Genomic DNA, 15,068 nt, shown 5'->3' with positions numbered 1-15,068 from the left:
TTTGGTCGAAGGCGTTGGCGGAAGCCGGGAGCCGCTAATGTAGCGCCGCGCCCGCTCTTGCGCCATGAGCAGAAGAACGGAGCGCTCGTGAGCGAAATCTTAGGCGCGCTTTTCGAGCCACCCGTCGACCCGCGCTACAGCCGCGCGCAGCACGCGTTCGAGCGCGTCGCTCGCGGCCATGCTGCCCCACAGGAGCTTGTCGCTGGCGAACGCCTTCAGCGGATCGGACGACGTGAAGAAGCCGTGCGCGACGGCCGGGTCCATCACGCCGTCCTGATAGGTGTAAGGCAGCTTGCCCTCGTGCCAGCGTTCGAGGAAGCGGAAGAAGAGCGCGGGGAGGACGGCCGTCGCGTTCGGATCGACTTGTCGCGCGAAGCATTCCGAGAGGGTCGGCGCAATGAAGCCGGGCAGCTTCGAAAAGCCATCGGCGGCGACGCGCTGGTTCGTGTCCTGAATATAGGGATTGCTGAAGCGGTCGAGCACGACGTCGCGATACTTCGCGAGATCGAGCGGGCTCGGCGTGAGGCACGGAATCACGTCTTCCGTCACATAAGCCTCGGCGAGCGCGCGTATCTCCGGATCGAGTGTGCCTTCGTGGATATATTGCAGACCGGCGAGCGTCCCCGCCCACGCGATGCAGCTATGGCTCGCGTTCAAAATGCGGATCTTGGCCTCCTCGTAAGGAAGCACCGATTCGACCAGCTCCGCGCCGACCTTCTCCCAAGCCGGCCTCCCCGCGCAGAAGTGATCCTCGATCACCCACTGGATGAACGCCTCGCCCATCACGGGCGCCTGGTCGTCGACACCGGTGGCGGCTTTCACGCGATCCCGCACGTCGGGCGTCGGGCGCGGCGTGATGCGATCGACCATCGAATTCGGACACGACGTGTTCGCGATCATCCAGTCGCGCACGGCCGACTCGCCTCGTAGTTGCAGGAATTCGAGCATGCCGGCCTTGAAGCGGTCGCCGTTGCTGCGCAGGTTGTCGCAGTTCTGCAGCGTGACTTTGCCTGCGTTCTGCTTCGCGCGCGCATCGAGGATCGCGGCGAGCGCACCGTAGATCGTCGTGCGTCCGCCTTTCAGATCGGCTGCGATATCCGGGTTGGCCGTGTCGAGCTTGTCGTGCTCGTCGAGGTAATAGCCGCCTTCGGTGACCGTGAACGACACGATCTTGCATTCCGGCGCCGCGCCCGCTTCGACCAGCGCGTCGAGATCGGCGGCCCACGGCACAACCTTCGTGATCGACTTGACGCGCTCGTAAGCGCGTTCGCCTTGCGGCGTCACCGTTTCGAGCGTGTACTCGCCGCTCTGCGAGGCAAGCGCTTCGAGCACCGCGTTCATGTCGCCGCGAATGTTGCCGACGGAGAGCGACCAGCGCGTGTCGCCGGATTCGATCAGCCGGTGCAGATACCACGCCTGATGCGCACGATGAAACGATCCCGCGCCGATGTGCAGGATCACATCGGCGGCCGCATTGCGTTCGCTAGTCATGTTGTCGTCCTCTGAATGGAAGCGTGCGCTCGATGACGTCCGCTGTTTTTGCGTCGACGCGGCCATTAGTGTCAGCCGCGATCAATTGCTCTCGTTGTGAGCGAATGATCGTATCCGGATCGTGGAAAGTCAAGGCGCGTGACAGCGGCTTATACGCTGCGATGCGGCAGGGAATCGCGCTGAGGGAACGTTATGGCTTGATGGAAAGGAAAGTGGTCGACGCTGCAGCGCACAACGACAATGTCAGCGCGAATTGACCGGATGCGCGTCGAACACCGGGCCTTGCACGAAGCGCACGTCGAACTGCTGGAGCGCGTCGAACTGCGCTTCGTCGGTGACGTGGTCGAAGATGAGGGGAATTCTGAGCCGGTTCGCATAGCCGACGAGATGCTTCACGACCGAATCGCGCAGCGCGGCGCCCGCATCCATCTTGATGAAATCGAGCCGCGCCATCTCCGAGACCGACATGATCTGTCCTGCGTTCGGCAGGTTGCCCGCGACCTTGAAGCCATAGTGCTGATAGCTCTTCGTCAGATAGCCGAGAAAAGTCTTATGCGCGACCGCCGCTGCGGGCAACTCGATCACGATCCGCGACGGATTCAGCCCAAAGTCGATCAGCACCGATGAAAAATGCCGTCCGTGGTCGTACTTCACGCTTTTGAGCAGCCGCTCGTGAACCCGCAGAAACAACAGCCCCGGCCGCTGCGCTCCGAAAAAATTGAACGCATGCAGCGCCCGCGACAGCCGGTCCAGCTCGACAAGCTGGCGGTCGTCGTTCATCTGCGCGAAGGGGTCGTAGGACGGACCGTCGGTCAGGAGCGTCAGCGCCTGCACGCCGAGTTCGTCGCCGAAACGCTCGGCGCTTTCCGGTGACGCCGTGAGCGTCTGAGGAAAGCTGTGCGTGCCGACGTCGAAGATCGGTTCGTAGGCGCTCCCGAGCGTGACGCCATGGAACTTCGCGAGCGCCGTGCCCTCGTGCTCGCCGTCGCCCAGGGCGATGTGCGCGCCGAGGAACGGATGCTCGGCGGCTTTCGAGACGAGGTCGGGGACAGTCGGCGCAATCATGGATTAGAAGGCTCGTGGGGGCTTGGCGCGATGCGGCATGCGTCGATGGTAGCAGCGCGCGATCCCGCGCTTTGCACAATATTCACATATTGATATGCCTCGTCGATACACATCTTAGGGTTTACAACGATTTAACTAAACGTAATTGGTTTTACTATTCGTAAATCCTGTCGCGTATCTCGAAAAGCGCCGTCGCGCGACGACCGCGAATTCAATCGAAGGAATCACACCATGCCGACGTTCGAGACCCATACGGACACGAGCCTTCACTATCAGTCCGGCTTCGCCAACGACTTCGCCACCGAGGCGCTTCCGGGCGCGCTGCCGATTGGCCGCAACTCGCCGCAGCGCGCGCCTTACGGCCTCTACGCCGAGCAGTTGTCCGGCACGGCGTTCACCGCGCCGCGCGCGCATAACCGGCGTTCGTGGCTGTATCGGATTCGTCCGGCGGCTGTCCACATGCCGTTCACGCAGGTGACCGGCGACGCCTCGCGCGCGAAACTCGTCGCGAATTTCGCCGAAGTCCCGCCGACGCCGCCGAACCAGCTCCGCTGGGACCCGCTGCCGATGCCCGCCGAGCCGACCGATTTCGTCGACGGCTGGGTGACGATGGCCGGCAACGGCGCGGCCGAATCGATGACGGGATGCGCGATCCACCTGTACGCGGCGAACCGCTCGATGAAGGACCGCTTCTTCTACAGCGCCGACGGTGAATTGCTGATCCTGCCGCAGGAAGGGCGCCTTTCGATCTCTACGGAAATGGGCAAGCTCGACGTCGCGCCGTTCGAGATCGCGGTGATCCCGCGCGGCGTGCGCTTTTCCGTCGCGCTGCCGGACGATCAGGCGCGCGGCTATATCTGCGAGAACTTCGGCGCGCTGCTGCAATTGCCGGATCTCGGCCCGATCGGCTCGAACGGCCTCGCCAATCCGCGCGATTTCCTCACGCCGCAAGCTGCCTACGAGGACCGCGAAGGCGCGTTCGAACTCGTCGCGAAGATGAACGGCGTGCTCTGGCGCGCGGACATCGGCCACTCGCCACTCGACGTCGTCGCGTGGCACGGCAACTACGCGCCGTACAAGTACGACCTGCGCCACTTCAATACCATCGGCTCGATCAGCTTCGACCATCCCGATCCGTCGATCTTCCTCGTGCTGCAGTCGGTGAGCGACACGCCGGGCGTCGATACGATCGACTTCGTGATCTTCCCGCCGCGCTGGCTCGCCGCCGAGGACACGTTCCGCCCGCCCTGGTTCCATCGCAACGTCGCGAGCGAGTTCATGGGCCTCGTGCATGGCGAATACGACGCGAAGGCCGAAGGCTTCGTGCCGGGCGGATCGAGCCTGCACAACTGCATGTCGGGGCACGGTCCGGATGCCGGGACGTTCGAGAAGGCGTCGGCGAGCGATACGTCGAAGCCGGCGAAGGTCGGCGACACGATGGCGTTCATGTTCGAAACCCGCACGCTGATCAAGCCGACGCAGTTCGCGCTCGAAACCGCGCAATTGCAGGCGCATTACTACGAGTGCTGGCAAGGCCTCACCAAACATTTCAACCCGGAGCAACGATGAGCACGCCCGCACCCTTCCAGGCGACCCTGAACCCGTCGCTCAAAAGCTGGATCGATTCCGCCAACGACCCGGCGAGCGACTTCCCGATCCAGAACCTGCCGTTCGGCGTCTTCAGCAACGACGCGAACCCGGCGCGGCGCGCGGGTGTGGCGATCGGCGAATGGATCGTCGATCTGGCAGCGCTGGAGCAGGCCGGGCTCTTGAAAACGCCCGATGTCTTCGGCAAGCCGCGTCTAAACGACTTCATCGCGCTCGGGCGCGACGCGTGGCGCGAGGTGCGTATTGCGCTGAGCGGCCTGCTCGCGCACGACAACCCCACGCTGCGCGACGATGCCGCCTTGCGCCAGCGCGCGCTCGTGCCGCAATCGAACGCGACGCTGCATCTGCCGGTCGAGATTCCCGGCTATACCGACTTCTATTCGTCAAAGGAGCACGCGACGAACGTCGGCTGCATGTTCCGCGATCCGAAGAACGCGCTGTTGCCGAACTGGTCGGAGATGCCGATCGGGTACAACGGGCGGGCGTCGTCGGTGATCGTGAGCGGTACGCCGGTGCGTCGTCCGAACGGCCAGATCAAGCTGCCGAACGACGAGCGGCCGGTGTTCAGCGCGTGCCGCAAGCTGGATATCGAACTGGAGATGGGGTTCATCGTCGGCGCGGGGAATGCACTCGGCGACCCGATTGCCTGTAACGACGCGGAGCAGCATATTTTCGGGATGGTTCTGCTCAATGACTGGAGCGCGCGCGACATCCAGCAGTGGGAATACGTGCCGCTCGGGCCATTCAATTCAAAGGGTTTCGCGACGACGATCTCGCCGTGGATCGTGACGCTCGACGCGCTCGAACCGTTTCGCACCGCGACGCCGCCGCAGGAACCGCAGCCGCTCGCGTACCTGCGCCACGACGGCGATCACGCGTTCGATATCGAGCTGGAAGTGACGTTGCGGCCGGAAGGGGCGTCGAAGGCGACGCGCATTTCGCGGACCAATTTCAAGCTGATGTACTGGTCGATGGCGCAGCAACTCGCGCATCACACGGTCGCGGGGTGCAACACGCGCGTGGGCGACTTGATGGGCTCGGGCACGATCAGCGGTCCGACGCCGGATTCCTGCGGGAGTTTGCTGGAAAGCACGTGGAACGGACAGCGGCCGCTTGCCCTGGACGAGGGCGGCGAGCGCGGGTTTATCGAAGACGGCGATGAATTGACCCTCGCCGGATGGTGCCAGGGCGACGGCTATCGGATCGGCTTCGGGCAGTGCGCCGGGCAAATTCTGGCGGCGCGGCGTGCGGCGGCGAAGTGAGAGGTCGGCGCGGCTCGGCTGATTAAGCTCGCCGGACGGCAAGAACCGCCAAATGGGTTAAACCGCCCGACATTTGAATGTTTACAACGCGCCCCGAACGCGGCCGGGCATACGTCGACCCGCCGCGAGCAGAAGCGCGGCGGCGCTCCCGCTTTCCGGGATCAGCGCATTCCGCTCTGTCTCAAGCGCGCTCCGAGCGCGATTCTCAGCCCGCCGCGAGCAAAAGCGCGACGATGCATCCGGCCACCTCGGGCGGGGCCAGCGCATGCGGGCCGCCCTGTCTCGCGCGCGCTCCGCGCGCCATTCCCGCGCTGCCCCGAGTAGATACGCGGCGATGCATCCCGCCACCCCGGGATCAGCGCATTCGGGCCACCGTGTCTCGAGCGCGCTCCGAGCGCGCTTCCCACCCCGCCGCGAACAGAAACGCAGCGGCGCTCGCCACCAGCACCGCGATCAGCGCGTTCGGGCCGCTCTGCCGCATCAGCGCGCCCGCGATCATCGGCCCGCCGAAGCTTGCGATACTCCACGATCCGCCGACGAGCGACGTCGCCGAGACGAGCGCCGCACCGCGAAACCGCTCCCCGCACGCGACCAGCGACAGCGTGTAGATGCTCCCCGCCGCCGCACCGATCACATACAGCAACGGCCAGCAGACCCACGGCCGCGCCGCCGCCCACGGCAAAAGCGGCAGCAACGCCACGACGACCACCGCCGCGCCGATATGCACGCGTCTGCGCCCGACATGATCGGCGAGCCAGCCGATCGGGAACTGCATCGTCGTGTCACCGAGGAGGAGCGCCGAGGCGAACAGTACCGCCACCTCCGGCGATACCCCGTGCGACATCGCGAAAAGCGGCATCAGCGAGAGCGCGAGCGTATCGAACAGCGCAAAAAACCCGGTGCCGACGATGATCGCCGGCATCCGCGGCAGAACGTGCCGCCAGTTTGCGGGCGCGTCTTGCGATTCGTGCGATTCGTGCATAGGCGGCGCGGCGCGGATCAGCGCGAGCGCGGGCAGCGCGAACAGAAAAATCGCGCCGCATAAAGCAAAGCGCCCTGCCTGCCAGTCGCCGATAAAACTCACCAGCACTGGCCCCGCCATCTGGAACAGCGTGAAATTGGTCGCGTAGATCGCGACGACGCGTCCCCGCGTGGAATCGTCGGCGAGTTGCGTGACCCATGCTTCGCCGATCGTGAACAGCAGCATCAGCGCCGCCCCGCACAGAAAGCGCAGCACGGCCCAGAGCCACAGGTTGACGGTGAACTGCATCAATACCGTCGCGCCCGCGACCAAGAGCACCGTGCCGACGATCGTCTCCCGCGCGCCGAACCGCGTCGCGACACGGCTCGCGAGCGGCACGACGGCGAGGCCACCGCCCGCCTGCATAGCCGTCATCAGGCCGACGACGTCGGTGCCGTAGCCGGCTTGCGTCAGCGCGAGCGCGGTGAGCGGCAGCGTCGCGCCGAGGCCGAGCCCGACCACCGCTACGCTCAATATCAGTGCAAGAAAATCACGCGAGAGAATGCGTTTCATCGAAGAACGCGCGTGCTAGTGGCGAGCGTATCGCCAGCAGCGCGTGTGGCTGGAAAGCCGTGATTGTGCCTTTTCGATCGCGTGGTCGCGACCGGGGTGCGCGAGGCGCGAGATCAGGTCAAGCCGCCTGCCCAATCGCCGATCGCCGCGACCGCCTTTCCATCGACGCCGACAGCAGCGTCAACCCGAACGCTCCACACGCCATCAGCACGCCGACCCACGGCAGCGACGTAAGCGGCGCACCCGCACCAATCGCCATCCCGCCGAGCCACGCGCCCGTCGCGTTGCCGAGGTTGAACGCGCCCTGATTGAGCGTCGAGGCGAGATTTGGCGCATCGCTCGCGCGGTTCACGATCAGGATCTGCAGCGGCGGCACGATCGCGAACGCGAGCACGCCCCACAGGAAAATCGTGACCATCGCGGGGACCGGCGAATGCATCGTCGCGGCAAAGATCGTGAGGATCACGACGATCGCGAGCAAAAACGACAGCAGCGAGCGCAGCACCTTCCAGTCGGCGAGCTTGCCGCCGAGCGTGCTCCCGACCGTCAGCCCGAGCCCGAACAGCAGCAGCACGAGCGTGACCGCGTGCGGCGAGAAACCGGTGACGTCCTCGAGGATCGGCGTGATGTAGGTGAACACCGAGAAGAGACTCGCCGACGCCAGCACGCTGATGCCGAGCACCATCAGCACTTGCGGGTTCTTGAGCACGTCGAATTCGCGCAGGATGCTGGTTTCGCGCATCTCGATATGTTTCGGCAGGCAGACAGCGAGTGCGCCTGCGGCGACGAGGCCGATCACCGTCACGACCCAGAACGTCGCGCGCCAGCCGGCCGCCTGGCCGAGCGCGGTGCCGAGCGGCACGCCGAGCACGTTCGCGAGCGTGAGGCCGGTAAACATCAGCGCGATCGCCTGTGCGCGGCGGTTCGGCGCGACGAGATCGGCGGCGACCACCGAGCCGATGCCGAAGAACGCGCCGTGGCAGAACGCCGTCACGATGCGCGCGCCCATCAAAATCCAGTAGCCCGGCGCGATCGCGCACAGCAGATTACCGACGATGAACACACCGATCAGGCTCATCAGCGCCTTCTTGCGCGGCATTTTTGCGGTGACGATCGCGAGGATCGGCGCGCCGATCGTCACGCCGAGCGCGTAGCCGGAGACGAGCATGCCGGCGGCGGGAATCGAGACATCGAGGTCGCGGGCGACGTTGGGCAGAAGGCCCATGATGACGAATTCGGTCGTGCCGATGCCGAACGCGGCAATAGCGAGAGCGAGAAGAGGCAAGGGCATGGCGGGAGCGGAGGCGGCGGGAAGTCTCGTTGCGGCGCGCGTTTTCGGAGTGAATGACGCAGGCGTCAGCGGCGAGTGAAGGCTTGAATTGTACCGAAGGGTCGCAGCGCGTGCTGGTGGAAACCCTAATTCATCTGGTCTGGGCACGGCTTTCGCGTGAAGCGTTATCACCTCGAAAGCCCGGGATGATGCAGAAGTCTTTCCGCCGATTCCCTCGCTATGAATGGTTCTTTTAATTATGAGACGACAAAATCGGGAACGTTGCGCATTCAAGGTGTTGGAGAAATGCCGCGTCTTTCGGTTGAAGGCGTCCTTTCCCAAAGAGGCGGTTTTATGGCCGGTCGTCGATGGTGGATTGGATTAGCGGCCCTCATTTTGAGCGGTGCGGCGCATGCGCAGAGCAGCGCGGCCGGGCCGATCGCGACTTCGGGTGGCGCGCTGCAGTTCGTCTCTAACGATGGCGCACAGATCGCGCAGATCGACGGACGCGAGTTCGATCGAGTGAAAGCGAGCCGACTGCGTCATTTCGATGACACCTCCGGACCGCGCGAAACCGTCGCGCGGATGATCGTCGAGACGGGCGACGATCTCGTGCTTTACGACTTTCGCCGGAATCCGCCGGTGGTCGAGAAAATCGGGCGACGGCTGAAACTCGTCGGCGTGTACTGGCAGCCGGACGAAGCCGTGCTCAAAAGTACGGACGGCTGGTACAAGTTCCAGCGCGGCAAGCTGACGAAGCTCACGTCATCGAAGACGATTTACCACTGAACTGCAGCAATCACGGCCGCACGCCGAACACGCGCTCGCCCGCGACGACGTAGATCGCTTCGCCGCGCGCGCTATCGTTGACTTCGAAGCCGCCGGTGAAACTGCCGAACGCCGGCAGCACGCCTGAGCGCGCGCCAAACCGGAAGCACGGCAGCCGCACGCGATCAACGCGCGTCGCCAGCCGATACACCGGATGCTCGTGCCCGGCGAGCGCATAAGCGCCAGCCACCGTTTGCCGATGATGGCAAAGCGCCCACGGCCCGAGCGCGTAAGGCTCCTTCACGAGCGACACGCCGAACGCATCCGGCAGCGCGCCCGCGTGCCTGTCGTGATTGCCTTCGACGAGCGTCAGCGCCAGTTCGCGATGCCGCGCGCGCCAGGCGGACAAAGCGCTCAGCGTCTCATCGGCGTGAGATTCGCGCGCGTGCAGCAGATCGCCGAGAAACACGACCGACTCCGGCCGATGCGTCGAAATCAGCGCATCGAGCCGCGCGAGCGTCTCCCCGGTCGATCCGGCCGGCACCGGAATGCCGCGCGCGCGGAACACCGCGTCCTTGCCGAAATGCGCGTCGGCGATGAAAAGCGCGCCCAGCAGCGGATCGAACGCCGCGCGCTCGGCCGAGAGCAGCAGCGTGTGCCCATCGATATCGACGGTCAGCGACTCCGTCGTCATGTGCGCGCCGCCTTTTCGAGATCGGCCAGCATCCGTTCGACGCGATCCGAGAGCTTCTCCGTGCTCACTTTTTCCCGCAGCCGCCCGATGATGAGCGGAAATGCGAACGGCGTCGGCTTTTTGGGATGCGTCAGCGCGAGGCGGCTCGCGCTCATGCTCTGTAGCGCCACGCGGATGCGGTCGAGTTCCAGTTCCTGCAGCATCACTTCCTCTTCGGCCTGCGTGAGCAGGAGGTTACTGCTGTCGTGCTTGCGAAAGACTTCGTAGAACAGTCCGCTCGAAGCCTGCAACTGCCGCGCGCTTTTCTGCTGCCCCGGATGCCCCTGATATACGAGCCCCGACACCCGCGCGATCTCGCGAAAACGCCGTGCCGCGAGTTCCGACGAATTGAGGCTCGCAAGGATGTCGTGCTCCAGGTTCTCGGGCGAGAACAGACCGTTTTCGATCAGCGTCTCCCAGTCGAACGGGCGCGCGGAGAGCAGTTCGAAGCCGTAGTCGTTCATCGAGATGGAGAACGTGCTCGGCTGGTCGCGCGCGACGCGCCAGCCGATCAGCGAGCCGAGCCCGATATGCGCGGTGCGCCCCGCGAACGGATAGCAGAAGAAATGATGCCCCTCGCGCGAGCGGATCGCTTCGACCAGCAGCACGCCGGGTTCGGGAAGCGCCGACCACTTCGCCTGCAATTCCAGCAGCGGGCGCACGGCGCGCATCTCCGGCTCGTCATAAATGCCGACGTTCGCGCGCGCGAGCATCATCAGCGTGGCGCCCGCGAGTTCGGACGAAAGCGGCATGCGGCTGCCGGCCCATTGCGGCATCGCGCCGCGCGACGAGGTCGCGCGCTTCACGTAGGCGGTCATGTCGCGCACGCGGATGAGTTCAAGCGCACGGCCGCCGAAGGTAAAGACGTCGCCGGGTTTCAGGCGCGAGATGAACGATTCCTCCATCGCGCCGATGCGCCCGCCTGTCATGTACGCGACGTTGATCGTCGCGTTCGCGACGATCGTCCCGACGTTGTTCCGATGCCGCCGGATCAGGTCCTCGCGCGGCACGCGGTAGATGCCGTCGTCCCCGAGCGCGACGCGGTGGTAATCCGGATACGCCGCGAGCGAGCTCCCGCCGCGCTCGACGAACGCGAGCGCCCAGTCGAATTCCTGCTGCGTCAGGTCGCGATAGGCGTACGCCGTGCGGACTTCGTCGAAGAGTTCGGGCGCCCGGAAACCGCCGCCGATCGCCACCGTCACGAGGTGTTGAACGAGCACGTCGAGCGGCTTGTACGGCATCTCGCGGCCTTCGATGCGCTTCTCCTCGACCGCCCAGCGCGCCGCCGCCGCCTCGACGAGTTCGAGCGCGTGCGTCGGGACGATCGTCACGCGGGAGGCGCGGCCGGGCGCGTGGCCGGAGCGCCCGGCGCGCTGCATCAGGCGCGCGACGCCTTTGGGCGAGCCGATCTGGAACACGCGCTCGACCGGCAGGAAATCGACGCCGAGATCGAGGCTCGACGTGCAGACGACCGCCTTCAACTGACCGTTCTTCAAGCTGAGTTCGACCCATTCGCGCACTTCCTGATCGAGCGAGCCGTGATGCAGCGCGATCAGCCCGGCCCAGTCGGGGCGCAGTTCCAGCAGCGCGCGATACCAGATTTCCGACTGCGAGCGCGTGTTGGTGAAGACGAGCGAACTGCGCGCCTGCTCGATTTCGTCGGCGACCGGGACGACCTGCCGTACGCCGAGATGGCCGCCCCACGGAAAGCGCTCGATCGTGTCGGGAATCAGCGTATCGACGATCAGCGTCTTCGGCTGCGCGCCGCGCACGGTGACGCGCGGCGTTTTGACGGAGGCGAGCAGCGCGTCGTGCGCGAGCGCGAGGTTGCCGAGCGTCGCCGAGAGGCCCCAGACCTGCACTTCGGGACGCCAGCGCGCGAGGCGTGCGAGTGCGAGCTGCGTCTGCGTGCCGCGCTTGTTGCCGAGCAACTCATGCCATTCGTCGACGACCACCATCCGCACGTGCGCGAGTTCTTCCTGCGCGTTAGCGCGCGTGAGCATCAGCGTGAAGCTCTCGGGCGTCGTGACGAGCGCCGACGGCATCCGGCGATTCTGCCGCGCGCGTTCGGACGATTGCGTGTCGCCGGTGCGCAGGCCGACGCTCCACGGCACGGCGAGCGCGCTGACGGCCGCCTGCAACGCGCGGGCGGTATCGGCGGCGAGGGCGCGCATCGGCGTGATCCAGAGCACCGTGAGCGGCGCGGGCAGCGCGCGCGCCTTCGGTTCCGCGAACGCCGCGAGCGCGCCGAGCCAGACAGCCCACGTCTTGCCGGCGCCGGTCGTCGCATGGAGCAGGCCGCTCGATCCGTGCGCGACCTCGCGCCACACTTCGCGCTGGAAGTCGAACGGCTGCCAGCCTCGGTCGACGAACCAGTGGTTAAGGCGCACGTCGAACGGTTGGCTGGCCTGTTCGGGATCGACGGCGAAGGGCGCGGGGCGGAACAGCTCGGCGCGGGCGTCGGCCTTGGCCTGCGCCTCGCGGGTCTTCGGAACGCGACGCGGGCGAGGCGCGCGCCGCTTCGCGTCATCCGGCGCATTCATCTAGAAATCCCTTGAGCATGTCGAGCGTGTCCGCATCGTCGATCTGCTTGTCCGTGCGCCAGCGCAGCATGCGCGGAAAGCGCACCGCAATCCCCGATTTATGACGCGGACTCGCCTGAATCCCTTCGAAGCCGATTTCGAAGACGAGCGTCGGCGTGACGCTGCGCACCGGGCCGAACTTCTCAAGCGTCGTCTTGCGCACGATCGCATCGACCTGGCGCATTTCCTCGTCGGTCAGGCCCGAGTAGGCCTTCGCGAACGGCACCAGCGTGCGCACGCCGTCGGCTTCGTCCCAGACGGCGAAGGTGAAATCCGTGTAGAGACTCGCGCGCCGGCCGTGGCCGCGCTGCGCGTAGAGCAGCACGGCATCGACGGAATACGGGTCGATCTTCCACTTCCACCACGTCCCCGACGCCTTCGTGCGCCCGACGCCGTACATCGAATGCCGCTCCTTCACCATCAACCCTTCGACGCCGCGCGCCCGGCTCTCGTCGCGCAAGACGGCGAGCGCGTTCCAATCGTCAGCCTGAACCAGCGGCGACACGCGCAGCAAATCGACGGCGAGCGTCTGCCCGATCTCCGACGCCAGCGCATCGAGCCGCGCGCGCCGCTCGGCGAGCGGCTCTGTGCGCAGGTCGATGCCATCGGCTTCGAGCAGATCGTAGGCAAGCAGCGCGGCGGGCGAATCGGCGAGCACCTTTTTCGTCAGCGACTTGCGCGTGATGCGCGGCTGCAGGCGCGCGAACGGCAGCGGCGCGTCGGCGCCGGGCTCCCACGCGAGAATCTCGCCGTCGATCACGGTGCCGTCCGGCAGCGCCGCGCCGAGCGACGCCAGTTCAGGAAAGCGCTCGGTGATCAGATCCTCGCCGCGCGACCACAGCCACACGCGGCCGCCGCGCTTCACGAGCTGCGCGCGAATGCCGTCCCACTTCCATTCGACGAGCCAGTCGGCCGTTGCGCCGAGCGTCGCCGGATCGATCTGCAACGGATGCGCTAGAAAGAACGGATAGGGCAGGCCGAGGTCGCTTTCGTGCGGCGTATCGACGTCGTCGCCCGTGCTCTCGGGCGCGACGAGGCGCAAGTAACGCGCGGCGCTCGGCGCCTGCCGCGAGTCGGTCCAGCCGACCATGCGTTGCGCGATGCGCTTGTGATCGACGCCCGCGACATCCGCGAGCGCACGCACGACGAGCTGCCGCGCCACGCCGACGCGAAAACCGCCGCCGATCAGCTTCGTCAGCAGAAAGCGCTCGCCCCAGTTCAGTTCGTCCCAGTAGCCGAGGAGCCGCTCGCGCAACTCCGCCGGATTCGCGCCGCGCAGCGTCAGCACGCGGTCTTCGATCCATTGCGCGAGCCCGAGCTCGGATGCGCGCGCGGCGGGCGGCAGGATGTGCGCGATGGTTTCGGCGAGATCGCCGACCGCCTGATACGACTCCTCGAAGAGCCACTCGGGCAGGCCCGCGCGCTCGCGGGCGAGTTCCGTGAGGATGCGCGTCGGGACCGACTGGCGCGGCTTGCCACCTGCCAGAAAGTACGACGCCCACGCCGCGTCTTCTGGCTCCGCGACCGAGAAATAGGCCTTCAACGCTTCGAGCTTGTCGTTCGTCGACGTCGTGGCATCGAGCGCGGTGTAGAGCGCGGCGAACCGTTTCATTGAGCGTCGCTCGCAACTGCTGAGGGCGCTTCCGCCGCATCCGCTTCGATCGCGTCGTCGCCGTATTCGGTCGTGAACGCGCCCGCTTCCAGACCTTGCTCGCGCAGCCAGCGCACCATCGGCTCGATCTGTCCGTGCGTGACGATCACGCGCTCGGCCCCCGTCGCGCCGATCGCGGTTTGCAAGCCGGGCCAGTCGGCGTGATCGGAGAGGACGAAGCCGCGATCCAGCCCGCGACGCCGCCGTGTGCCGCGCAGCCGCATCCAGCCCGACGCGAACGCGTCGCTGTAGTCGCCGAAGCGGCGCATCCACGCGCTGCCCTGCGCGGACGGCGGCGCCACGATCAGCGCGCCCTTGAACGCGGCCTTGTCACGGGCGGCGATGTCAGAGACGGGGCGCGTCGGCGGCAGCGCGACGCCGGACTGCGCGTACGCGCGATTCAGCGGCTCGACGGCGCCGTGGCAGAAGATCGGCCCGATGCCGCTGTCGACGCCCGCGAGAACGCGCTGCGCCTTGCCGAACGAATAGCAGAAGAGGACGGAGGCGCGCCCCTCGGACGCGTTGTGCCGCCACCATGAATCGATGCCGTCGAACACGACCTGCGACGGTTCCCATCGATAGATCGGCAAGCCGAACGTGGACTCCGTGATGAACGTATCGCAGCGCACGGGTTCGAAGGGCGCGCAAGTCGGATCGGGCTCGATCTTGTAGTCGCCGGAAGCGACCCACACGCGCCCGCCGTGCTCGACGCGCACTTGCGCCGACCCGAGCACGTGCCCCGCCGGATGCAGCGAGACCGTCACACCATTGATGACGACGCGCTCCCCATAAGCGGCGCCTTGCAAGTCGATGCCGGGCAGACGCGACAGCAGCACGCCCATGCCCGGCTCGGCCGCCAGGTAATGCCGATGCCCGAAGCGCGCGTGATCGGCGTGCGCGTGCGTGATGACGGCACGCTCGACGGGCCGCCAGGGGTCGATATAGAAGTCGCCCGGCGGGCAAAACAGCCCTTCCGGACGCGCGATGATGAGATCGGCTTGTGTGTTCAACCTCGCTCCGGCTGCTCTACGTGCTCTACGGCTTGCGTAGTTTGATTCTTGCAACAGAGCACGCACCGTGCCCGTCATGAGTCTTTCACGATCG

General features: G+C 66.1%; 11 protein-coding genes. 3 read left to right on the top strand and 8 right to left on the bottom strand.

The genetic code is table 11. The annotated features are described in order from the left end of the window. Nucleotides 1-99: 99 nt before the first annotated feature. Nucleotides 100-1,491 (bottom strand): D-arabinitol 4-dehydrogenase, encoded by a 1,392-nt coding sequence (gene dalD / locus AWB67_RS02145; protein ID WP_087654802.1) that lies wholly within the window; start codon nucleotides 1,489-1,491, stop codon nucleotides 100-102. A gap of 243 nt (nucleotides 1,492-1,734) precedes the next feature. Then, the gene (locus tag AWB67_RS02140; protein WP_087654599.1) at nucleotides 1,735-2,556 is read right to left on the bottom strand and encodes an EAL domain-containing protein; all 822 of its coding nucleotides are present in this window, start codon (nucleotides 2,554-2,556) and stop codon (nucleotides 1,735-1,737) included. 231 nt (nucleotides 2,557-2,787) lie between these two features. On the opposite strand from AWB67_RS02140, the gene hmgA reads away from it, so the two are divergent. Both hmgA and fahA read left to right on the top strand, forming a co-directional pair. Beyond that, a complete protein-coding gene (hmgA, locus tag AWB67_RS02135; RefSeq protein ID WP_087654598.1) occupies nucleotides 2,788-4,125 on the top strand; it encodes a homogentisate 1,2-dioxygenase in 1,338 nt (445 codons plus the stop codon). After that, entirely contained in the window at nucleotides 4,122-5,426 is a 1,305-nt protein-coding gene (gene fahA, locus AWB67_RS02130; RefSeq protein ID WP_200822151.1) for a fumarylacetoacetase, read from the top strand. The genes hmgA and fahA overlap by 4 nt, the downstream gene beginning before the upstream one ends. 355 nt (nucleotides 5,427-5,781) lie before the next feature. Here fahA and AWB67_RS02125 read toward each other — a convergent pair whose 3' ends face one another. Then, nucleotides 5,782-6,960 (bottom strand): MFS transporter, encoded by a 1,179-nt coding sequence (locus AWB67_RS02125; protein ID WP_087654596.1) that lies wholly within the window; start codon nucleotides 6,958-6,960, stop codon nucleotides 5,782-5,784. Between the two features lie 118 nt (nucleotides 6,961-7,078). Then, entirely contained in the window at nucleotides 7,079-8,251 is a 1,173-nt protein-coding gene (locus tag AWB67_RS02120) for an MFS transporter (RefSeq protein WP_087654595.1), read from the bottom strand. A 333-nt stretch (nucleotides 8,252-8,584) separates the two neighbouring features. Between AWB67_RS02120 and AWB67_RS02115 the strand changes: the two genes are divergently transcribed. Further along, entirely contained in the window at nucleotides 8,585-9,019 is a 435-nt protein-coding gene (locus AWB67_RS02115) for a hypothetical protein (protein WP_087654594.1), read from the top strand. A gap of 10 nt (nucleotides 9,020-9,029) precedes the next feature. Here the strand turns inward: AWB67_RS02115 and pdeM are convergent, their stop codons facing one another. Genes pdeM through AWB67_RS02095 form a run of 4 tightly spaced genes read right to left on the bottom strand, consistent with a single transcriptional unit; the run spans nucleotide 9,030 to nucleotide 14,974 of the window. Next, nucleotides 9,030-9,692 (bottom strand): ligase-associated DNA damage response endonuclease PdeM, encoded by a 663-nt coding sequence (pdeM, locus tag AWB67_RS02110; protein ID WP_087654593.1) that lies wholly within the window; start codon nucleotides 9,690-9,692, stop codon nucleotides 9,030-9,032. Then, nucleotides 9,689-12,274 carry a ligase-associated DNA damage response DEXH box helicase gene (locus tag AWB67_RS02105; RefSeq protein ID WP_087654592.1) on the bottom strand — a complete coding sequence of 862 codons (2,586 nt, stop codon included), beginning with the start codon at nucleotides 12,272-12,274 and terminating at the stop codon, nucleotides 9,689-9,691. The genes pdeM and AWB67_RS02105 overlap by 4 nt, the downstream gene beginning before the upstream one ends. Then, entirely contained in the window at nucleotides 12,258-13,925 is a 1,668-nt protein-coding gene (locus tag AWB67_RS02100; RefSeq protein WP_087654591.1) for an ATP-dependent DNA ligase, read from the bottom strand. Before AWB67_RS02100 ends, AWB67_RS02105 begins: the two co-directional genes overlap by 17 nt. Continuing rightward, nucleotides 13,922-14,974: a ligase-associated DNA damage response exonuclease gene (locus AWB67_RS02095; protein WP_087654590.1), complete on the bottom strand. Its 1,053-nt coding sequence runs from the start codon at nucleotides 14,972-14,974 to the stop codon at nucleotides 13,922-13,924. The genes AWB67_RS02100 and AWB67_RS02095 overlap by 4 nt, the downstream gene beginning before the upstream one ends. Nucleotides 14,975-15,068 lie beyond the last annotated feature (94 nt).

This window comes from Caballeronia terrestris, assembly GCF_001544515.1.
In the GTDB taxonomy this organism is placed as follows: domain Bacteria; phylum Pseudomonadota; class Gammaproteobacteria; order Burkholderiales; family Burkholderiaceae; genus Caballeronia; species Caballeronia terrestris.
This window is presented reverse-complemented; position numbering and strand designations above follow the sequence as displayed.